Source organism: Acinetobacter sp. 742879 (assembly GCF_000588535.1).
GTDB lineage: Bacteria > Pseudomonadota > Gammaproteobacteria > Pseudomonadales > Moraxellaceae > Acinetobacter > Acinetobacter pittii.
Window position 1 is genome coordinate 603,119 of the sequence record NZ_JFYC01000001.1, and the last position, 22,143, is coordinate 625,261.

The 22,143-nt window shown below is 35.5% G+C and carries 17 protein-coding genes and 1 pseudogene; 2 read left to right on the forward strand and 16 right to left on the reverse strand.

The features are described 5' to 3' along the window. The first annotated feature begins 82 nt into the window (after positions 1–82). Complete coding sequence (locus J690_RS07590) at positions 83–1,000, forward strand: LysR family transcriptional regulator (protein ID WP_032035160.1); 918 nt, start codon at positions 83–85, stop codon at positions 998–1,000. A 141-nt stretch (positions 1,001–1,141) separates the two neighbouring features. On the opposite strand, the gene J690_RS07595 is transcribed toward J690_RS07590, so the two are convergent. The 6 genes and pseudogenes from J690_RS07595 to J690_RS07615 all read right to left on the reverse strand — a co-directional run bounded on the left by J690_RS07595 (position 1,142) and on the right by J690_RS07615 (position 11,579). Beyond that, positions 1,142–1,720: a hypothetical protein gene (locus J690_RS07595; protein ID WP_032035162.1), complete on the reverse strand. Its 579-nt coding sequence runs from the start codon at positions 1,718–1,720 to the stop codon at positions 1,142–1,144. Positions 1,721–3,080: 1,360 nt separating this feature from the next. Further along, a pseudogene (locus J690_RS07600) lies at positions 3,081–8,345 on the reverse strand (two-partner secretion domain-containing protein); the annotation flags it as partial. A 24-nt stretch (positions 8,346–8,369) separates the two neighbouring features. Beyond that, complete coding sequence (locus J690_RS07605) at positions 8,370–10,109, reverse strand: ShlB/FhaC/HecB family hemolysin secretion/activation protein (RefSeq protein ID WP_032035166.1); 1,740 nt, start codon at positions 10,107–10,109, stop codon at positions 8,370–8,372. 355 nt (positions 10,110–10,464) lie between these two features. Beyond that, positions 10,465–10,572, reverse strand: coding sequence for a prevent-host-death protein (locus tag J690_RS23680; protein ID WP_079854269.1), 108 nt, complete (start codon positions 10,570–10,572; stop codon positions 10,465–10,467). Between the two features lie 113 nt (positions 10,573–10,685). Then, entirely contained in the window at positions 10,686–11,135 is a 450-nt protein-coding gene (locus J690_RS07610) for a DMT family transporter (protein ID WP_032035168.1), read from the reverse strand. Positions 11,136–11,144: 9 nt separating this feature from the next. Next, positions 11,145–11,579 (reverse strand): DMT family transporter, encoded by a 435-nt coding sequence (locus J690_RS07615; protein WP_032035169.1) that lies wholly within the window; start codon positions 11,577–11,579, stop codon positions 11,145–11,147. Positions 11,580–11,678: 99 nt separating this feature from the next. Here J690_RS07615 and J690_RS07620 point away from each other — a divergent pair, with 99 nt between their 5' ends. After that, entirely contained in the window at positions 11,679–12,611 is a 933-nt protein-coding gene (locus J690_RS07620; RefSeq protein ID WP_032035170.1) for a LysR family transcriptional regulator, read from the forward strand. A 37-nt stretch (positions 12,612–12,648) separates the two neighbouring features. Here J690_RS07620 and J690_RS07625 read toward each other — a convergent pair whose 3' ends face one another. From J690_RS07625 to J690_RS07665, 10 genes are all read right to left on the reverse strand, one after another. Continuing rightward, the gene (locus J690_RS07625) at positions 12,649–13,032 is read right to left on the reverse strand and encodes a hypothetical protein (RefSeq protein WP_032035172.1); all 384 of its coding nucleotides are present in this window, start codon (positions 13,030–13,032) and stop codon (positions 12,649–12,651) included. Positions 13,033–13,133: 101 nt separating this feature from the next. Then, positions 13,134–13,439, reverse strand: a complete 306-nt coding sequence (locus J690_RS0104070; protein WP_050688032.1) for a TonB family protein — start codon at positions 13,437–13,439, stop codon at positions 13,134–13,136. A 172-nt stretch (positions 13,440–13,611) separates the two neighbouring features. Continuing rightward, positions 13,612–14,745, reverse strand: a complete 1,134-nt coding sequence (locus J690_RS07630) for an OmpW/AlkL family protein (RefSeq protein WP_032035176.1) — start codon at positions 14,743–14,745, stop codon at positions 13,612–13,614. Positions 14,746–14,988: 243 nt separating this feature from the next. Next, positions 14,989–15,129 (reverse strand): hypothetical protein, encoded by a 141-nt coding sequence (locus tag J690_RS23685; protein ID WP_032035178.1) that lies wholly within the window; start codon positions 15,127–15,129, stop codon positions 14,989–14,991. A 158-nt stretch (positions 15,130–15,287) separates the two neighbouring features. Next, the gene (locus J690_RS07640; protein ID WP_032035179.1) at positions 15,288–15,932 is read right to left on the reverse strand and encodes a hypothetical protein; all 645 of its coding nucleotides are present in this window, start codon (positions 15,930–15,932) and stop codon (positions 15,288–15,290) included. 99 nt (positions 15,933–16,031) lie between these two features. After that, positions 16,032–16,556, reverse strand: a complete 525-nt coding sequence (locus J690_RS07645) for a hypothetical protein (RefSeq protein WP_032035181.1) — start codon at positions 16,554–16,556, stop codon at positions 16,032–16,034. Positions 16,557–16,628: 72 nt separating this feature from the next. Beyond that, complete coding sequence (locus J690_RS07650) at positions 16,629–17,174, reverse strand: TetR/AcrR family transcriptional regulator (protein WP_032035182.1); 546 nt, start codon at positions 17,172–17,174, stop codon at positions 16,629–16,631. A 763-nt stretch (positions 17,175–17,937) separates the two neighbouring features. Then, positions 17,938–18,840, reverse strand: coding sequence for a bile acid:sodium symporter family protein (locus J690_RS07655; protein WP_032035183.1), 903 nt, complete (start codon positions 18,838–18,840; stop codon positions 17,938–17,940). 74 nt (positions 18,841–18,914) lie between these two features. Next, the gene (locus J690_RS07660; RefSeq protein WP_032035185.1) at positions 18,915–20,555 is read right to left on the reverse strand and encodes an AMP-binding protein; all 1,641 of its coding nucleotides are present in this window, start codon (positions 20,553–20,555) and stop codon (positions 18,915–18,917) included. A gap of 137 nt (positions 20,556–20,692) precedes the next feature. Further along, entirely contained in the window at positions 20,693–22,066 is a 1,374-nt protein-coding gene (locus tag J690_RS07665) for a long-chain fatty acid transporter (RefSeq protein ID WP_032035186.1), read from the reverse strand. Between the last annotated feature and the right edge of the window lie 77 nt (positions 22,067–22,143).

Here is a 22,143-nt window from a genome sequence, read left to right on the forward strand (position 1 = left end):
AATTATGGTTTGAGTGTACATAGCGTGATAAGTTTGATAAATTCAAATTATCTTGAGTTTAGATTTAAAAAAACAAAACTAAATGAAACCTAAAAAATTAAATCAAGTCACTGATTTTGATATTAAATTACTTAAAATATTTAAAACGGTTTGCGACTGTCATAGTTTTACATCTGCAGAAAGCATTCTTGGCATTAGCCGTTCTGCAATTAGTTTGCATATGAGTGATTTAGAAAATCGTTTGGGCATTCGACTATGCCAACGTGGTCGCGCAGGTTTTGCCCTGACCGACGAAGGACGGGAAATTTTAGAATATATCGAAGTACTTACGGCAGCGATTGAAGACTTCCGTTCTAAAGTTAACCAAATGCATAACCGTCTTAAGGGTGAGTTTAATATCGGAATTATTAATAATCTTGTGACGATGCCAAGAGGTTATATCACCAATACGTTGACCCAACTTGCAGAGGAACATGCCGAGGTTATTATTAATATCAGTATGAGTACTTTGTCAGATATTGAATGCCGTGTGCTCGATAACCGTTTACATGCAGGTGTTATTCCACTTGTTACGCCTTTGTCTGGTCTAGACTATTTCGATTTATATAGTGAAAGTTCATTTTTGTACTGTGGCAAAAATCATCCCTTGTTTAGCCAGTGCAGCAATATGAATCTAGATGAGTTGAAAAAATGGCAAGCAGTCCTTCCTAATTATGCCATCACACCAGAAGCAGCAAAGTTGCATCAGCTTTTAGACTGTAAAGCGACAGCAAGTGACCGTGAAGGCATCGCATTTCTGATTTTAACTGGAAAATTTTTAGGTTTTTTACCCGACCACTATGCAAAAAAATGGGTTGAAGATGGTTTTATGCAAGCTGTTTCAAAGAAAAAAATGCATTACAGCACACCTATTTGTTTAATTACTCACAAGGGCAAAAATCATAATATTATTTTAAAAACCTTTATGGAGATGCTTGAGAAGCGGATTGTTGCGAGTTAAAAATCTTTACTATTTTTATGATAAAACGATTAAATTAATTTATCTTATTCCATTTTTTCTTACTTAATTCAAAATAAAATATTAAAAATAAGTATATTAGGAATTATTAATTCCTAATATACTTATTTAATTTTAAATTAATTAATTTTTATATAATAATCGCCCTGTTGTTAACTCTGCAAATAAATTTGACTCTTCATCACCCCTAACAGTTCCTTGACTAGAGTAAAAACCTAATTTCTTTCTATATCTTATTAAATAATCAAATAATGTTCCAAATTTTTTTACTGTATTATTGTTTTCATCCCACTCATAAACAATATCATTAATATCCTTTGTATACATGAAGAAAATATTAGCATGTTCATTCTCACCACAAATCTCAAAATATTGTTCTTCAGCTAAATTTAATTTCTCACCATTCTCTCTATAATTGATAGCAAGTTCCTCATCAGCCATTAAATTTTTTTGCCTTTGTATATTAAATCCAGCATTTCTATAATATCTATATATGTAAAAATTATCACCAAAAATCAATCCCCCTGAACATTTACCCATAGTTGTTAGCAACTCTTTCAATTGACCATGCACAGAAATATTATTTAACTTTTCAATTTCAATAATTTCTTTTTCAGAATAACCTTCAATCCGATCTAAATATTCAATAAAATTATTTCTTTGAGATCTAATTGAAGACAGCATTTTTATTAATTGATTCATAAAAAATTCCTTATGGATTTCTACGTGTCGAACCATGGTTAACTAACATTGAAAAGTTAGCGTTTTTTTCAACAAACATGTTAATTGTGCTACCACATCCTTGACAAGCACCCAAAGAGCTAGCAGAAGTATTTTGAATATTAAGAACGATACTTGTAGGCTGCTTCGAATTATGCTCCATTAAATAAGCCATTAATTTTTTTTCTGCATGATTTCCATTAAATTGATCACCATTTGGCATATTAGGCAGAATATCAGGGTTGTCCTTACGAATAACTTGATAAGTAACATTATTAATTGTTACTTGATCTGGCGCATTCCCATGCCATTTATCGGAATTCACTGCGAGATAGTGCTTAACACCACCACTATTAGTAACTTTAGCCGTTGCAATAGATAGATCCTCTGCTTGTGCAGAAGATTTTAGAAAAGGAATAATGCCTTGCTGTTGAGCTTCAATTTTATTTTTAGCTAGAAAACTTCTTATTTCATTTAACTCCGTTAAAGCTGTTCCTTTTAAATCTTGTACTCCTAAACGCTGTAAAGCAGCTTTACTAGCTTGCACACCAAATACTGAGAGAAATTTTGAAGCAACACTTCCTACACCAACCCCAATAAAGTTCTGTTCGGTATAGTCTGGAACAATTTTTCCTGTACCATGGTTCTGTATATAATTAGTTGTGCTTTGAGCAAATGCTTTTAACTCATCTGGGACAGTAATTTTTATTCGATTATTTTTAATTAAATCTGGATTAATATAATAATCACTACCTGTTATTTTTGTTGGATCATTAAATTGTTCATTTGTTGATAAAAACACTTTTAGTGGTTTATTAGTAGAAAAATCAATTACTTCAGTTTTTCCATTCTTCAATATAAGATTCGAATTTTGATACTGTTTTACAATTTTCTGTGCAGTCTCGAGATCTTTAAGTTGTTTTTCAAGTGTGCCGCTCCCGAAATATTGATTATTCTCGCTAGCTAATACCCATCCCTTAATTGTTTCATTTTTAAAATTTCGTCCTCTCGCATCTACCTCTGCAAAGGCAACCATTTGTAATATTTGATACCAGTATTCTTCTGTACCTGATGTATTTTGTTGCATTAATTTTTTAGCTTCATTTCTTAAAATTACTTTCTCTGTATTATGTAACTGTCTATTATTAGCTATTGCGATTTCAGCAGATTGTGTTGCTATATTAGTATCTAAACCAGTATAAGCAGCTACACCCGCTACGACTAATTTGGATAACTCTCTGAGTTTAGCCTGCTGCTTCTGAAACTCATCTAATGTCAAATTAGGGTCTGGGGCCTCTAATTGCTCAGCTATTATCTCTCCAAATGCAGAACCAAATGCAGCACTTCCGCAATCCTTATTTTGGATTGAGGCGCTAGCACAACCAGCTAGACCATGTAAAACCTTATGAATAACATAATTTGTATCAAGGGTATTACTTTCAAATACTTTAATCTGAGTCGATAAGTTTGCTTGAAGAGTTTTACTTAGTAAGTTTAAGAAATTACCTTCAAGTACTTCTGAAAAACTACCTCCCTGTATCCCTGTCTCTACTAAAGACTTACCAACTACTTGTGCAGTATCATTAATAAAATTAGTAAATTTATTTGGCGTAATCCCTGTCGAACTTAACGTATTGCTCCATGTAGTATTTATCCCATCCATTGCAAATTGTGTAACTGCAGCAACAGCCATGTTTTTTACAGTATCTTTAGAACCTAAATCCTTTAATGTCTTACCAATATCACCTTTATTATTAACTAGAGATATTACTGCTTGTGTTTTTAAACTTGTGAGGGCTGCTGTTCCCATGGAGCCCCAACTAATACCACCACCTGCTGCAGCTGCTGGCCCTGTACCTACTCCTGAAGTAAGAATAGTTACAATAATTACAATAATCGCTGCACCAGCTCCAGTTAAACCTTCTTGTTTATAGTCCCAGTCTTTTTGAGTTAGTAAAACTTTTTGCCAATCTACATCTTTTCGATTTACTAATTCTTTTAAATATTCGTTTCCTGGTTTTTTAGATAAATCAAGAATCGCATCACGTAGCTCTACCTTATTAGCATCTTTTTCACTAATTGGAACTTGCACACTCAAACCACCTGTAGCTTTAAAGGTAGGTAAAACTGGCCCATTAAAACTTGGTAATTGAGCAGTTTCAGTAATTGAACCTTTATCTTGCATTGACTGCCAGACTACAGAGTTTTTTTCTTTTTTTAGAGTTTCACTAACTGTAGAGGAAGCTCCTTCGAGCTGAATTGTTCCGCCCGCTTCTATGGTTGCTCCTTCAAGATAATTAAACTCAGTTCCTTTAAGTCGGGTATCAAAACCAGATTTAGTTGTAATATAATCAGCCGTTAAAACCGCAGGAATTTCTGATTTAATATCACGTGTATTTGTACTTTTACTATCATTATATTTAATGCCAACCCAAGTTTTTTTCTTCGTAATATCTGTTGTTTCCTGTCTAACATCATCGGCTGTAAGGAAATTTAAATCACCACCAGCTTGAATTGTAACTTTCCCCCCATTAGCCGTTAAGTTACTTGAATACATATCAATACTAGTACGATCTTTCCCTTTCATTTCCGCAGTATTTTTTCCTTCACTACGAATATTGATATCCTTAGCTACGATGTCAACTGATATCCCTAAAGATTTATTTGATGTTTTAACAGTGGTAATTCGTGTTTTTTTACCATACCATTTCTTTTGAGTTTCAGTTTGTTCACTTTTGTCATAACTATTATCAATTGCTACATCAAAAATAATATTTTTATTAGCTTCAATATTAACACTATTTGCTGAATCAATCCTTACCCCTTGTAAAACTAAATTGTCTGTCTTCTGCTGACCAGTTGCTTTGATTTTTACTCCTTTATAACCATTAATTTCGGTAGGGTTAACAGGACTACGCCATGAATAATTAGTATCTGTAGGTTTAGCAAATTCATATGAATCTTGAAGTGCATCAATAATTATTGAACTTTGAATTGTTCCTTGCTTAACACTATTTTCTTTATCACTATTGTATATGCCTTGGATATTATATGTCTCACCATTTAAAGTACCCATAGCCTCAATATTAACTTGGCCTTTTGCTGAATCAATCATTGCCCCGCTAATACTTACTCCTTTTGCAGCAGCAATATTAATATCATTATTATTAGATCTTAGTATTGGTTGCGCATGTTCATATCCTGTCAGCGATTGACTATATAGGGTTATCGCTTTATCAATATCATTTATTTCTTGTGGGTAAAGAATTGTAATTTTCCCTAACACCCATGCACCTAATTGAGGCAGCATTGGTCCGTTTGTAGTTCCGCTAATTTCAATTTTGACTAAATATTTACGCTCTAAGCTTTCTGCTAATTTTTTAGCCTCACTTACATTGAGCCCCAGTTCATTGGCACTGTGTAATCGTTTTTTTAAAATATCTAGAAGTTGGATATATTCTGGATCAGCAGCTAATTTATCATTTTCTTTTTGCAAATCTGTTTTAACAATCTTCAAATTATTAAGGTACTTAGTTGAAGATTGTTTATTTAAAGTATTTTTAATTCCACTAATGAAAACGTCCTCTTTAGTACTAACAATCTTAATATCTTTCTGTGCTGTTAACTGTGAACCTTGAATATCAACTTTAGCACCTTCTAAATTGATACCGCCATTTGCTGTATCCAACTTAACAACTTGTTCCGATCCATTTCCTTTAGCTCCTTCATAGCCTTTTAAGCTCAAAGTACCCGTTTTAGAAACAAGTTCAATATCACCTACCGCCTTTAGGCTATAAACTTTTGGGTCAATGGTTAAGTTAGAATTGGTTTGAATTGTTAAGTCACCATTCAGGCTATTTAACTTTGTATCATTCTTAAGTAAATCACTTCCGACCGCATTCAAGTTCAACCCAGTCTGACAAAAAAAAAACCCCCCCGCCTCTAATAAAACAGCCCCACCGGTTAAATTTGTATTTTGTAATACTTGGTTTCCTGTAGCCGTTACAGAGGTTACCCCTTTAGACGTTAAGTTTGTTACTTTATCCGCAATCCATTTGGTCGCTGGCGTATACTCAGCATTGCTATAAACTGTACGACCAGAGCTTACCGCCAGATGCTGATCGGATGTAGCATTCACGCCCTGTAAAGTCAGTAAATCTTTTGCATAGAGTTCCGTATTACCTTTTGACGTTAATACGCTATCGATAATTGTACTCATACCTGCTCTACTATTGATCGCAAGTTTACCAACAGTCGAGCTGAGGTCTGTATTTTGGATTTTAATATCAGATTTGCTATTTTCTATCGAAACGGTTTTTCCCTTTAGAACATTATTTACCGTTTTAAATCGACCCGTATCTCCAGTAACGACTACATCGGTATTCGCCTTTAGATTTATTCCATTATTACTCGAAACTAATATATCACCCTGATTCGCATTAACTTGTACCGATTGCAAGTTAACAGTGCCATCACCAATCGAGCCAAGCGTTACGCCTTTTAAACCACTAATAACGGACTGATCAGTTGTTAGTTCATCTTTATCAGCTGAAGGTATCGCCTTGGTTGTCTGGGTCGAGTTTAAATTTATATTTTTATTTGCGAGTATAGAAATCTTTCCAGCCGAAGATGTGGCCTTTAAGCTATTTGCAGTAACTCCACCAGCAAGTGCAGTTAGATTAATATCACCTTGAGCCTTGAGTGCCTGACTTAAAACAAGATCAGCAATTTCAGAACTCACATCAATATTCTTTTGTGAAGTCAGTTCACTATTGAGTGTTATTTGATTGGCATGTAGTTGAATACTGTCTTTATTCGAGATTTCTTTTGCCGTAACGATTAAATTATTGGCTGCATCAAGCTGAACCATGCCCGTAATAAGTGGAAGTGCCTTGTCAGCATTGTTCCAGACCAGATCACGTCCACTATAGGCTTTAATGTTTTTAACACGTGTTGCAGCGTTTTCAAGTGAAAATCCAAGATTCTTTAGGTTTAGATCTCCTGAACTATAAAGGTTTAAATCTTTACCCGCATAAATCGTTCCACCTTGAAGATCAATGATATTTTGGGTATTAGCCGAATTTGCTTGTAAGTTGATTGAACCTAAAGATGCCTGTATATGATTCTCTGTAAGTGATAACTTACCATTACTTAAAACATTTAAATCTTTGGCAGCAATCAGTTTTGCGCCTTTGGCTGCAACCAAGTCTTTTTGTACTTGTATGGTTGCTGTACCACGGTTACTTTTGAGTTCTGACCCAGCGGCAAGATTGATATTCGCTGCATCAATATAGACATCTCCACCTTGTGAGTCATCCATAATGCGGGTATCAGCAGCCAGATTGATATTACCTTTGGCATTAACGATTAAAGGTGATGAAGCCAGACTGCCGTTATTAATAATAATTTCTTTAGCATTTACATTCAGGTTATTACCTGAATCAATATTTAACATGCTATTACTGTTGATACTGCCTGATGAATTGATATCAGCAGCTGTACCAGTACCCGTTGTTTGTATGTTCACTAAACTTTGAGTTTTACTGGTCGAACTGATTGTACCGCTGTGCTCAATTTTTCCGGCACTGGTAATCACCAGATTGTTGACTGCCTGAATAGTCCCTGCGTTAGTCACGCCCAAACCTTTTTCAGTTCCCATCAAATAGATATTATTGGCGTACATCCCACCCAAAGCTTTAACATCTACAGCCAATGTCGGTGCGGTTCCTGTGCCAGTTTTAGCTGTAACATCCTGTAGATCTGCACTGACATTATTCGCCCCAGCAATGATCTGAATATCATTTTTGGCACGTAGTTCAGCACTAAGCTCTAATGCACGCGCATAGAGGTCTACATAATTTGCATCATTATTATTTCCCCCCAAACCAAATTTAGAATTAGGGTTCGCTGAAACCGTAATTTTTCCTTGGTCAATCGTAAACTGCTTGATACTGCCATCAACATTTAACTGAGGTTTACCTGTGGTAAAAATTGCCTTGTTGGCATTAATAAAGCCAGCACCTTTAATGCTAATACCAGACGGGTTGGCAATAATCACATCTGCCATTTGCCCGGCAACTTCCAAGTTCCCTTCAAAACGTGAAGCGGCTGATGAATTTACTTCATTTAAAATAACTCGCGCTTCGCCTGTGGCTAAAAATGGGTTGGCTGCAACGTTTCCTACTGTTTTTGTGGTAGCACCTTGACGGCTGTTATTCAGGACGGCACCTTCAGCCAGTACATCAAACTGTTTATAAATATTATGGGATATCCCATTTTTTGGAGTTTGAATATTAACGACAGGAACGACTGTACCAGCTGAGTTCTTACCAGCACCAATCACTGCTCTATTCGCAGCATTTGCAGCACTATCCGCTACAATACCCGCATAGACAGGTGCTAAAGGCATCCACAAACTTATACTGGCAACCAGTGCTTTCACTTGCCAAAGTTGATGAAATGCCTGAGATTCAGTGTTATCAATATTGCTCTGGGCACTTGCTTCACTTTGACCCGATGTCTTGGTCTGGCTTCGTACATTTTCGGCCACGGCCACAAACATTTGACGTGCTTTGCTATAAATAATGCGATAACTATTCTTGTTCATGAATAAAGTCTTTTCTAAAGTAAATTAATAAGAAAGGTTGATACTAAAACCGGTAACCCAGTCTTTTTTTATGCTGTCAGGTGCGATCAGCCCCCGACCTGTAAAGGCATCCAGATAAAAACTATTTTGATAAGTACGTAGCCCTAAAACGCTTCCGAGTAAATAACGCTGACCCGGTATGCTATTGCGACCATTGACCCAGCCCTGATCGACTGCCATATAAAACTGGGTATTAGGAATTGGTGCATTCAAGCTGATTTCTTGCTGTAGATACTGCCCGTTATCTCCGGAAAGCATGAGCTCACCATCAAAACCTCGCACGCTATAGCGCCCACCAATATAGAAGCGGTCATTCGGTACTAAAATTTTAGGTGCATATTGTCCACGCCAGTTAAGACGGTATTGGGCGGGTTTTTCGAGCAAAAGGAATGGTGTGCTAAAGCGTAAATCGGCACTTAAAAGTGGAGCACGGGAGTAACCTTCAACAGGAAGATGGTTTCCATAAACATCGGTAATGTTTTCTTCTGGTGCAGTTCGGGCACCTACTCCCATCCCACGACGGTAATCGATGCTGCCGTCTAATACTGCATTTCCTAAATATTGACGGTGCTGAAACCCTAAATTCCAGCCTGAGGTTCTTCGGTGTAAGACATTAATTTCAATATCATCAATAAAACTTTGGCTTTCCTTATGATAAATCTTTCCATAGACACTGGTTTTATGTTGTCCACTACGGCTAATGACACGAGATAAATTCAGGTTGGCTTGCTGACTGTTGCCATGGTAAAGCAGTGGACCATTCCCCCCTAAGACTGTTTGCTTGTATTGATAGTCATTATAGCTAAGACCTAAATCATAATAACCAGCAGGCAACTGATAACTAATAAAGTAACTTCGGTTTAAGTCCTCATGGAAGTCATCTAAAGAATGACCCACGTTTAGCGATAAAATATCATTTAAATGAAATGGGTTATTGACACCTAACCCCATATTTCCCATATGGATACCAGTGTCCTGATTACCAGAGTCATCTACACTTAAATTGAAATTAACTTTTTGTAGTGGTTGAAGTTTGAGTATTAAATCGCTATGGCCCGTTAATTCTTTATCTTGAGCAGTTGCGGGAGTAATTTGCATATCTACCACATAGACACGTTTCAGGTTTTCTAGTCCCTGATCGAGCCTTTTTAGATTCACAATGTCGCCCGCTTTAAAGGGCAAGCCTGTCTTAATCTGTAATGATGAAATTTTCCCTTCTTGTATAACAATCTTATTTAAGCGACCGATTTGCACACTCAGGTTTAAATTACCCTGATTTAAGTCTTGCGGACTCACGACAATTTGACTGGTAATAAAACCCTTTTTTAAAAGTTCGTTTTGGGCATAGTTCACGATGTTATGTAAACTTTGGGTACCAATACATTTATCCAAAATATTCTGTGGGTGTTTTTTTATGGCTTTAACCACAAAGTTAAATTGCTGTAAGTCAGATTCCGACTGACCAATTAAAGGGATAAGAGTAATTTCTTTAACCGCTACACATGGGCTTTCTTCAACAACCAGACGCTTAAAGTCCTGTAATGGCTTGGTGTTTTGGTAAGGAGTTTGCTGAGAAATCTGGCCTTGTAATTGCTGGTTAAGCTCTTTTAAACGTTGATCTTGAAGCACCTGACTGGGCAAAGAAACATCTTCGATGGCATAGACATATTGGTGAAAACCCGCAAAAAGAATAATAGAAGAGGTTATAAAATTTCTAGTTAACATCTCATATACAGAATTGTACATATAAGAACTTTATTTTACACAAAAAAACATATTATTCAATTTTTCTTTATATTTGAATAATATGAAATTTATCAGAATTAAGTAATCTTCTTCTATTTAAGCTATATTCTTTAGAATTGGTGAAGATCTTGTTAGCATCTAGATGATCTTAGATAGAAAAATTTCTACAATATTATTAATCTTCGCTACAATATAAATTATTTTTAAAATCAATTACTTTAATTAATCTCTTACAAAAGATTCACAAACCTCTACTTTTATTTAATTCATTTGAATATAAAGCTGAATTACTAAACAACTTTATGGAGATGCTTGAGAAGCGGATTGTTGGTGGTTAAAAATCTTTGTTTTTTAATGTATTAAGCTCAAATATCGCATTTTTATATTCAAGATATGCTTTTTCACTGATTAGAACTAAAGAGTCTTTCTCTCTCGACAGCAACTTCTTTCATTTATCAAAGTACTTAAAATATGAAGCATAGCCTCATTATTAGTGGGCTTTACGACTAACAATGAGACCTATATTAATTTCAATCTTAAGCTTTTATTACCCTTCTACCTTTTATCCTTACTGCTTGAATAAATAAAATATAAAGCAATCCCTAAGCAAATTAACGCTCCTAATCGATACAGTGAAAAAGGAAGCATTTCATTACCAAACCAGCCAAAGTTATCAATCAAGATACTCATCAAAAGTTGCCCAAAAATTACTGCCACCGTAGCAACCGCAGCTCCAATTCTTTGTACGGCCAATACCATAATGACAATATAAGGCACTCCACACATAGCACCCAACAACTGCCATTTAGGAACATCTAACAAGGTTAAGGTGTGTTTCGGTTCAAAGTAAAAAATAAGAAGAGCCGTAATTAAAGCACCGACCGAGAAAGTCAAAAAAGCACTACGGAAAACACCAACTTTTGCTCCAAGTTGACCATTAATTGCGGCCTGTACACTCAATAAAGCACCACCGATGACGGCGAGAAGAATCATTAAAATTGTCATGCGGGTCTCCTATGCTTTTGCGACAAGTACAAGTGCAGCAACAATAAAGATGAGTGCCAATATTCGTTTACGGTCAACCTTTCGACGCGGAGTCCCCAACAAACCATAGTGGTCGATGATCAGACTTTTAGACACCTGACCCGCTAAAATGCCAATCATGGTCATGGCAATACCAATAATTGGAGTGGTAATGGTCAAAATAATGACGTAAGCAGGACCCAAAACGCCACCCAGTAATTTCCAAGATGGAAGTGTAAAAAATGAAGGACTATTACGTGGACTAAAAAACAGCATGAGTAAAAAGGTAAGTGCTGCACCCACACCAAAAATACTAAAGGTGGCCCATAACTCACCTACTTCCTTTCCTAACGGTCCTAAAAGCCCTGCTTCGACCGATAGCCCCATTCCCCCTAAAATGGTTAGGAGTAGTAATAGAATTTGCATCTACATTGCCTCATCTGTATCTAGGCAACGAATACTAAGGTAGCCAATTCATCAGAAAAACAGCATAATCCATGAATCACTTTTGCAGAAATTGCACAAATGAATTTAACAAATTCGATTGATATACGCACGCTTCGCTTCTTTATTAGTGTTTACAATGCTCAAAACTTCTCAAATGTAGCACGTAAAGAAGATGTGTCTGTCTCCATGATTTCTCGAACCATCCAGCAGCTTGAAGATGCGTTGGGACAGCAACTTTTCTACCGAAATACACGAGCAATCACACCCACCGAATCGGGCAAATTATTTTTTGAATATGCAAAAAGAATTACCGAACAATTTGATGAAGCTCAAAAGGCTTTACAAGATAAAACTATAGAACCATCGGGACTCGTCCGAATTAATGCCCCTGTGTTTTTTGGTCAACGGCATATTGCACCATGGTTGGCGGGTTTATCAGAGCGTTATCCAAGGCTTCTAATAGAACTAATACAAACCGATGAATTTATAGACCCATTACGCGAAAGCACAGATTTAATATTTCGTATTGGTGCACTGATTGATTCATCATTTCATGCACGTATTTTTGGTACACAAAAATACCATTTGGCAGCATCTCCTCAGTATGTTGCCAAATACGGTACGCTTGATCACCCAACAGAACTTAATCAGCACAAATGCCTTGTATATAAAGGTTTTGAAGGTCCTAACCGCTGGTTAGTGAGAAAGTCCAATGAAGAATGGGTACATTATCCAATTACTCCCTTGCTGTCTTCAAACAATGCCGAGAGTTTAATGACGGCTGCGCTTCATGGCATGGGGATTGTTTTATTTCCTGATTGGCTGATTGGCGAAGCTTTAAAACAAGGACACTTAATCAAGCTTTTACCTGAATATGAAGTCGCGATTAAATCACAACCCCAGCATATCGCAGCCATTTATCCCAATGTCCGCCATCCACCACTCAACATTAGAGCTGTGATAGATTATTTTGCAGAAATCTATGGAGACACACCGTATTGGCAGAATTAGTTTTTGATTTATAACAAATCTTAAAGACTAAGGTGTATCAATGTTTTGCTATTCTTATACGAAAACTATGAGGACTTACATCCGTAATTTTAATCGTATATAGATATTTAAGCTGTTCTTGCTCTTTTCTCATATCAATTTCAACTATCCCATCAGCTTTCTCACCAGTTATATCAACCTTATAAGAGTAAGCTGGTCGCTTAGGACTAGAATAATGGTCCGACCCAAAACTACGGATACTATAACTTTTAATTTGTCCAAATTTCTCACTTATAGCTTTATCAGTATATATCACTGATTCAACTCTTTGAATATTTCCCTTATTGTTAACAACTAAATACCCACCACTAAAAATAAGAAAAACTATAGTTAGTAAAGCAATGTACCGTTTTTTCTTTAAATCTTTAAATTCTATAAACATGTATTTTTATCAATCTTCAGGAGTAAATATTTTTCAAAGTTCAAACACTTAAAAATTTATAAAGCGATTATTATTAACAAATTCTTACCTAAAACAATACTTTAATCTTTTTTTATTTCAGTATCGCTAAGTTCAATGTTAAAAGGCTGTGTTAGATAGAGATGATCTATATTTTTATTTGTTAATGGCTTGAACTTAGCTTCCTTTACAGCCTTAAGTATTTTTTCATCTAAATGTTGAAATCCACTACTTTTTTTTAAATACTCTTCATGTCGTCCATCTTGATAAAGTTTAATCAAAACTTCAGCATAGGCATATTTAGGCTCTGACTTTAAATCATTTTTATTATCTGCAAGCACAACAGTATTTGAAATAGCAAAAACTAAAAATAGTAAAATAGCTTTCATAATATAATATTTTCTTTATTTTTCAGAAGATATATCTTATAGGTTTAATATCATTTTTAAAAGTAAAAACCCCACCAATAATAAATATTTAGCAGGGCTTTTCTATTTCAGCAAATAGGTTAGAGTAAATCGTAAAGTTTCCTAAACGATAAATTATATTTAAATGAGGATATTAAAAGCGATAACCTACACCTAGATATGTAATTAAGGGATCAATATCAACTTTGGTTGAGGCATGAATTAACTGTTTACCTGTTTTGCTATCAATCACATCAATATTTGCACGGTTATTTAACTTTGCATAGGACACTGAACCAACAGCATACCAATTTGGCGTGATGTCATAAGTAGCTCCTAGACTCACAATTGGTGCAATCGCATCAGTCGTTTTAACTCGAACATAAGGGTTTGCACTTGAAGTTTTGCCATCTAACGCTGCACCTGCATTGTTATCTAGTACATTCTGAATCATATGCCCCGCAGCAATTAAGTCAGAATTAATTTGGTCGTTTAACTTAATGTTAGAGAAGCGTGAATACATAATTCCAGCACCAACATATGGACGAAATTTATTTACTCCTGCCTTTCCGAACTGATACTGAGCCTCTAATGCTGGAGTCCATGCACGTACCGTAGCAGCTTTCGATTTATTACCAAGATTAGTGATTGGAATGTCTTGTAATAAATCAAGCTTATCCCCTATAACCAAAGCAGCTAATCCTTCAGGATTTGCAAAACCAGATAACGGCGCGTTGATTTCTCCTTTCCCCTTAATATCAACTTTTGGAGGAATCCCACCGATTAACTGTAAGGACACGTTCTCATTCACATAGTAATTAAACATTAAACCTAGAGTGTCTACGTCTTCTGCTTCAAGCCCTGTGCCTTTACCTTCCCATTGTTCTAGTCCTTTAATGGTTGCTGTACCCGTGATATCTGGCGAAACCATGTCATTTTCATCTACAAGCCCTAATAACTGACCAACAGATTGTTGTTGATTGCCGTTTTCATCGACTGGATGACTAAATACCATATCGAGAACTTCTTTGGCATTTTCCCCAGTTGATAATGTTGCATTAGGGTCTATTGATTTCATAAATGCTGAAGTAGAAATAGTTCCGACTTTGGCAGTGGTTCCATTTGCTACAGCAGTATTTATGTTGAATGGATTTGCTTTCCCTTGTGGCATGACATGCAACCACCCAGCAGATACAGAAAACCGTTTAAATTCTGCATGTGCTGTTTGAGTTCCCGTTACAAAAGCCACGGCGAGCAGGTTTCCGCCTATTAATTTTAAAATATCCATTTTATTTCCTTTATTTTATTTAAGAGGTTTCCATTAACCTCTTCATTTAAAATAAAGATTTTTTTAACTTTTGGTAAAATTTTCCGACAAAAAGCATTATAAAACAATATATTAATTTTACTTAATTTATTATAATTGATTGAAAAATATACAATATAAGTGAATTTTCTATGGAAATTTATAAATTAAAAAAAAGCCCACCTTCCGATGAGCTTTTTATTTAATTAAAATTAACGGTATGTATTAGGCGTTAAATTCTGCTAATACAAAGTTTTTTACTATTTCATCAAAAGTTGGTTTTAGAAGAGTTGGCTTGCTATCTTTTATAGTTTTATACCAATAACTCGCTGCAACTCCCATACTAATCAAAGCTAACAATTTCATTGCTCACCTCACTTATTGGGAAGAGTGAAACTTAAAGTATCATTCGCGTTTGTAGCGTTCCAACTCGTTTCAGAGAGTTTTCTGTATATTTTTTAAGCAATGTGTAAGGCAAATTAAGCTTTCAAATTTGACATGCTAGGCTTGCAAATATTTATTGGTTATTCAATTCCCATTCTTTTTTTAATCTTAGCCTTTATTCTTTCTGAAAAAGCTTTTTGCTTTTTCAGAATTCGCTCATTGATCTCTTCATTTTCATTAACCCCCATTTCCAAACGTAAATCTTTTTGTAAATCCATAGCCTTCAGGCCATATTGATTCATGAAATCCATTAACTCAAACTGAATTTTCATTCTTTCTTCAGGGTTTGCATACCACCTATCAATCTCATCATTTAAATAAAAAAAATCTTCTGAAAATTGCATTGTGAAATCTAGAATTTTTTCTTTTGTTTCTGGTTCGGAAATAAAACTTGATTCATGAAAGGATGTTGTTAATTGTCTGTATGAAGCAACAAATCTATCTTTAAACTCATTCTTTTGACTATCTATATCTTCGTTATTTTTAATTATTATATAAGAGCTATAAACCAATATAAAACTATACCAATTTCTGATTAGCTCTAAATATATATCTCTTCTAGCTTCTGCTAACTTATCTGCTTTATGTGCTTTTAAAGTAGCTCTTGCGGTTAACCATATCGAAAAAAGTAAAGCTCCTCCACTTACAATAGCAGCCCATAAAGCATAATTAGCTTGAATTTGTGCACCTTGAATTGTTGCAGCTGCTGAAATCAGTTCATCCATAAGATTTAAAATTTAGTTTTTAATAATCAGAAATATAACATAAAAATACAATAGTAATTTCTTCTAGCTCTATGGAAATTTATCTTCATATATTTACTACTAAATAGATCTGTACATAGCAATTTTTTTACATGCTTCAAGTAAAACCTCTTGAGAAGTAAGCATTGGATGTAAGTCATTATCAAATATTGTTTTGGGTTGTAATGCTTTATCTAATTCGAATTTAGTTACAGCATAATTATCCTCATTTTCAAAATATGCTTCATAAATGAAGGAAACTTTCCATATCTCTCCTTTAAAAATATCTACATTATTTTTAAAATCAATATTTCCAAGGCAATTTTGTAGAAATATTAATTTAGCAAGAACTTTAACCTTATGTGAGTTAAACTCTCTTATCCTTAATTGCATATCTTTAACATTATCAAAGTTTAACTTCTCCAAATCATGGAAAATTTTATTTAATTCAAAAAACTCTATTATTAAATTTTTTGCTTCTAAAGAAAGTAATTCCTTACTTTTTTGTTTATGCCAAATATAATAAACAAAACCTGTTATACATATAGGCACTAATAATTGAAGAAATTTAATAGAAATATCTAAATTAGATGAACAATAATCCATATTAAAATCAACTGCTAAAAACTTAATTCTCAGATTAATTACATCACCCAAATTAAAAAAATGGAATAACTTTTATCTGAAAAACCTCCCCACCACCACATCCCTTTCCTCCAAACTCTTTGAGATTAAAATTTGAAACATCAATCCATCAATCAAATTTAAAACCATGTCAGCACTTGGTTTTAATGCGTGAGTTTCCAAACTAAAAACCAGATCAAAAAGCTCTTTAAGCAGCCATTTTCTATATTCAAGCGCTATACGGTAGGCTTGCGGGTAAATCTGTTTAGTTTCAAAAATGGCTTTAAGTAATAGATAGTACAGGCTATTAAAATTGACATGTAAAATAATAATCTCTTTGAGTTTATCGCTTGAGGTTCGGTAACGGCTTGAGTAAATAATTGCCAGTACTTCTTCTTTGAGTTTGCTTTTTTGAAAGGATACGCACATTTCAATAAGTCGCTGTTTTGAGTGAAAGTAGTTATAAAAAGTGGCTTTAGGAATTTTGGATTTTTTGACAATTAAGTCCACACCCGCATTGTGAAATCCATAGATATTAAACAGCTCTATTGCAGTATGAATAACCTGTAATTTTTTGGAAGATCTTTCTAAAGTTGGCATCGTTTTACCGTTATAAATTCTTGTTGTTTCTAAAAGAGATTAAAAAGCCTGTACCTTTTCTGGGAGAAAAAAAGGCACAGCAAAGCCGTAAAGACTGTGCTTGGCACATCTCAAGTTTTATTGTTGCTAAGTTTTAGACGTAATGATTTAAAGCCTGAAAAGCCTATGGCCCATCAAACTGCTTTAAAATTTTAAGTTGTGTCGAGATAGATTTTGACAGTGACTGCCAATAATTTATGAATGTGCATAGCCAACTCCTTCTTTTGGGAGTTCTGCCAAAGCATTATAAATTATGGTGGCAGAACGGAAGCGGGTTGACGGACTGGTTTCGACATCCAGCACACTCGAAAGTGTCCCACTCCCGTCCTACCGCTACGGGAGGGAACGAGGTGCGCACACAAGACTACTCCTCAGAAGAAATAATCCTGATGTGGTCGAATAAACGGTCCGTCAAAACCGACTGGCAATGTAGGCCAGCCCGCAAATGGTAATCTTCAATATTTGAGCTGTCAATGTGAAATTGGCTAGAAATTATTTAATTAAATTATTGTTTTTCATTTAATTACATAATTAAGGAAAACCTTAAATATTGGCTTAACAATTTGCTTTTATAACAGCACTCTAACGCTTTCTTTTTATTGTGACTGCGCTTACTCGGCCATAAATATTTTAAATTTTGAGACTAAAAAAGGAGGTATTAGCCTCCTCTTTTATTTCAGACTAAAACATCTGGTGGTAATTAAATACCTTTATCTGCCAGATATTACTGAAGATTCTTTGAGTATGTTTTAGGTGATATTTGTGTGATCTCTTTCTTTTCTAAACGATTTAACAATGTGCCAAAGATAGCTGCAACAATGTACATAAATAATGAATAAACGGCTGCTGGCATAGCGGCCATACTGCTTGCCATTACTGTAAAAGCAATAGTCATGGCTAAAGTACTGTTATGAATTCCAATTTCAAACGCGCAAGCTTTTGCCTGAAAGCTATTTACTCCCAATAATCTTGGAACAAAATAGCCAACCATTAAACTACATACGCAGAACAGCAAAGTTGCCAATCCAATTTGTCCAATATACGTCATCAGATTTTGGTAATCTCGTGCAATTGCTAATATGATGATCGATACGAGAAAAACGATAGCAAAGATACGCACAGGTTTATTGAGTTTTTCGGCCGTATGCGGTGCAAAATGACGGACTAACATCCCGATCCCAACGGGAACTAAAATAATAAGAAAAACTTGTATGATTTTAGAGAATTGCAATCCTACATTTTGTCCATTTTCCATAAAGTGTTGTATTGCGAAATTCACGATTAATGGAAGTGTAAAGGCAGCAATGACCGAATTTATAGCCGTTAAAGTAATATTTAAAGCGATATCTCCTTTATAGAGATAACTAAATAAGTTAGCAGTTGGCCCGCCCGGTGACGCAGAAAGGAGCATTAATCCAACAGCAAGCATGGGTGGTAAAGCAAGAACCTTACAAATAATAAATGCAATACCGACTAAAATAACCAGTTGGCAAAATAATGCGATAAAGACAGCTTTTGGGTGTTGTCGTACGCGTTTAAAGTCATTTATGGTCACCTCTAGCCCCAACCCAGCCATAATAATTGCGAGTGCAATTGGTAAAAAAACGGTAATTAATCCTGAACCCATAATTTCATTCCTTTTTTCATTTATTTATGGAGCTTCTATTCCCATACGCTTATGTTTTTAATTAAAAGTTTTTATTAAACCTTTAGTTCTTTTCTTAAAATTTTACCCACATTTGACTTGGGTAATTCATTGATAAATTGAATATAGCGTGGTTGTTTATATCCTGTCAGGTTTTCTTTTGCATAGTTTTGGATTTCTTCAACCGATAAAGAGTCATCTTTTTTGACAATAAAGGCTTTAGGCACTTCACCCGATTTTTCATCTGCAATCCCAACCACGGCGACTTCTAAAATTTTTGGATGTTGGGCTAAAACTTCTTCAATTTCGTTTGGAAAAACATTAAAACCTGACACTAAAATCATGTCTTTTTTACGGTCAATAATTTTGGTATAGCCTTTTTCATTCATAAAGCCAATATCACCCGTTCTAAAGAAACCATCAGCAGTCATAACCGCTTTCGTTTCTTCAGGTAAATTCCAGTAACCTTTCATGACCTGCGGGCCACGAATTGCAATTTCTCCAGTTTCACCGGGTGCTAATTGGTGACCTTCATCATCCAAAATTGCAATATCCGTGCTCGGTACAGGAATACCGATCGTGCCACTAAAAGTACTAGAGATTGGCGGGGTAAAGGGCGCAACAGGAGAAGTTTCTGATAAGCCATATCCTTCACGGATAATACGTCCTGTCAGTTTTTCCCATCCATCGGCAGTGGATTTCAAAATTGCCATACCGCCGCCTGTGGTAATTTCTAAACGGCTGTGGTCCAATTTATTAAAGCCTTCATGATTAAGTAGTGCATTAAATAAAGTATTTACAGCAGGAAAAACCGTAGGACGATATTTTTCAAAACAATGCACGAGAGCGTCTAAATCACGCGGATTTGGAACCAAAACAGTGGCATAACCTTTATTCATTGCACTGTGCAATAAACAGACAGTAAAACCAAAAATATGATAAAGCGGTAAGGCACAGATCGCTATTTCATCTTCAAAAGCATCTCGGTCACCAAAGTAGCTTTTAAAAACCACATTATTTTGTAATAAGTTGGCGACAATATTTTTATGGGTTAATTCTGCGCCCTTGGAGACACCTGTTGTTCCACCCGTATATTGCAAAAGCACAGTATCCCCAAGAACAAGCTTAGGACGTATATAGTCTTGGGCATTTGTCTTCAATAAGATTTGCTTAAAAGCGTATTTTTTAGAATCTAAGGTGTCTAATTCAGTAGGTTGCTCGACCAACATTTCAGTCATGGTGGTGGTAATAATCTGCTCAACTGACACCTGATCTTTAACCGCCTCATAAACAGGTAAAAACTGCTCTAATATAAATAAGACTTTTGCGCCAGCATCATTTAATTGATGCTTTAACTCACGTGCTGTATAGAGGGGGTTAATATTGACCAGAATGTAACCTGCACGAATGACGGCAAGTGAAATAATCGGGTACTGAATAATATTGGGCATCATTACGGCAACACGTGTACCTTTTTCTAGCCCTAAACTTTGCAAGAATGCTGCTACTTGTCGACTATATAAATCGATTTCAGCATAAGAAAAAGATTGATCTGCAAATATAAAAGCCTTTCTTTGCTGGAACTTATTAAAACTGTTGTCCCAAAAATCGAGAAGTGAAGTTTGTTCATCCGGCAATGTAATCGTACTTTCTATATTCCATTGCTTATATTCATCTAACCAGATCTGATTTGTCATCTTATTGTCCTTTTATGAGAGGGAGAAATGGAACTGTTCCTACTCCACTTTTTATATTTTCTTTAATCTTTTAATCTGCTTACTCTCGTGCAGAAATAAACTATTTATATAACTAAGCGATCCATCAAATAGCTGAATTAAAATTTATAACCAATTTTCAAACCGTAACCGATTGAATAGTTATTTTTATATTCACCCACATAATATTCACTGCCTGCCTGAGCACCAAGCTGACCTTTGGCGTCACCAAGCCATAGATACTTCATTCCACCTGAAATAAAGTATTTTGAAGTTGGACTATATTGCGCACCAAGACCAACACTGTAATAACCTTTAGCTGGCCCACCTGTGGACACGCGCTCACCTGCTCCCGAGTCCCAACCTACAGAAACTGAACCCGACCATTTATCACTTAGGCGTTGTCCAATTCCAAGATTGGCAGACCATTGATCATCATAATAACGAACCAGATTAAAACCATTTGGTCGACTTGGCGTTGATAGAACCCCAACAACTTCTGAGATTTCACCAAAACGATACGGTTTAAACTCAAAATCATTCCAGTGAACCCAACGCACGTTACCGAACAATAAAGTCCCTTTGCGTAATCCAGTCTGAAATTCCAAATTCACTGACTCTGGCGCTCTAAACTTAGTTGAGCCTGATGTGCCTGCTTCGGGTAAGCCCGCAACAATATGATTGAGTGCATCCTTCCGCGATTCAGTGAGTTGTCCTATAGAAACCATATACGCCAAATGCTGATCAAGAAAATCACGGCCTTGTTGTGTACTTAACATATTAACTAGTGGCGCATTTTCATTGGCTGTCACTTCATGCATAATTTCTGAACGATAGGTCAATGAGGCTTTAATGGCTTTTTCGGGAATTTGATAACCAAATCCTGCCAGCCATCCCCAATCTCCAACTTCTTTGGCATTAAAGTCATAGCCATTATATAAACTGAAAACTTGACCTCTTAAATTGACGTTACTTTTAAATGTCTGATAAACAGGACCTGCATAAAAATTCCAGTTTTTATCCGGTTGATAACCAAAAATCAGACTAAAATTTTGCATAACAAAATTCGATTTGGTGTTCCCTGTTACGACTTCTCTACCGGTCTTTTGGGCAAGTGTTGCTGAATCAATGCCCGGTACTAAAATCGTATCACTCGGCTTAGCAACAAAGCTGTTATTTCCATAATATTCTGAGTCGGAAGTAAAGGGCTGATCGTAAAGAAAACCAAATGAAAACTGAGGTGCTAACTGTAATTTCAAAGCCGCACTGGGACGATAATCAGAGTTTGCAATATCAGAAATACTATTACGCGTTGGGTTTATACCCGCTTCTTGTCCTTCTAACGAAGTGTCTGAAACAGATAAACTTGCCTCAAAATAATTACCGGGTTGTAGAAATGCAGAAATTGATTGTCCTGTTCGATCAAATGCTGCTGCATAGAGTGGGCTCGTACAAAATGAAGCCATGACCATGACTAATGTTTTCTTTTTCATCTTTTAATCCGTCCTAGATTTTTATTTTTACTTATTAGGGCACTCTTTACTGAACGCCTGATGTTTGTTTTTACATA

Excerpts from the sequence above, each read along its gene's own strand:
- J690_RS07640 (WP_032035179.1), bottom strand. The coding sequence starts at position 15,932 with ATGGATGAACTGATTTCAGCAGCTGCAACAATTCAAGGTGCACAAATT.
- J690_RS07615 (WP_032035169.1), bottom strand. The coding sequence starts at position 11,579 with ATGCAAATTCTATTACTACTCCTAACCATTTTAGGGGGAATGGGGCTA.
- J690_RS07610 (WP_032035168.1), bottom strand. The coding sequence starts at position 11,135 with ATGACAATTTTAATGATTCTTCTCGCCGTCATCGGTGGTGCTTTATTG.
- J690_RS07590 (WP_032035160.1), top strand. The coding sequence starts at position 83 with ATGAAACCTAAAAAATTAAATCAAGTCACTGATTTTGATATTAAATTA.
- J690_RS07620 (WP_032035170.1), top strand. The coding sequence starts at position 11,679 with ATGAATTTAACAAATTCGATTGATATACGCACGCTTCGCTTCTTTATT.
- J690_RS07645 (WP_032035181.1), bottom strand. The coding sequence starts at position 16,556 with ATGGATTATTGTTCATCTAATTTAGATATTTCTATTAAATTTCTTCAA.
- J690_RS07665 (WP_032035186.1), bottom strand. The coding sequence starts at position 22,066 with ATGAAAAAGAAAACATTAGTCATGGTCATGGCTTCATTTTGTACGAGC.
- J690_RS07605 (WP_032035166.1), bottom strand. The coding sequence starts at position 10,109 with ATGTTAACTAGAAATTTTATAACCTCTTCTATTATTCTTTTTGCGGGT.
- J690_RS07595 (WP_032035162.1), bottom strand. The coding sequence starts at position 1,720 with ATGAATCAATTAATAAAAATGCTGTCTTCAATTAGATCTCAAAGAAAT.
- J690_RS07625 (WP_032035172.1), bottom strand. The coding sequence starts at position 13,032 with ATGTTTATAGAATTTAAAGATTTAAAGAAAAAACGGTACATTGCTTTA.
- J690_RS07630 (WP_032035176.1), bottom strand. The coding sequence starts at position 14,745 with ATGGATATTTTAAAATTAATAGGCGGAAACCTGCTCGCCGTGGCTTTT.
- J690_RS07655 (WP_032035183.1), bottom strand. The coding sequence starts at position 18,840 with ATGGGTTCAGGATTAATTACCGTTTTTTTACCAATTGCACTCGCAATT.
- J690_RS07660 (WP_032035185.1), bottom strand. The coding sequence starts at position 20,555 with ATGACAAATCAGATCTGGTTAGATGAATATAAGCAATGGAATATAGAA.
- J690_RS0104070 (WP_050688032.1), bottom strand. The coding sequence starts at position 13,439 with ATGAAAGCTATTTTACTATTTTTAGTTTTTGCTATTTCAAATACTGTT.
- J690_RS23685 (WP_032035178.1), bottom strand. The coding sequence starts at position 15,129 with ATGAAATTGTTAGCTTTGATTAGTATGGGAGTTGCAGCGAGTTATTGG.
- J690_RS07650 (WP_032035182.1), bottom strand. The coding sequence starts at position 17,174 with ATGCCAACTTTAGAAAGATCTTCCAAAAAATTACAGGTTATTCATACT.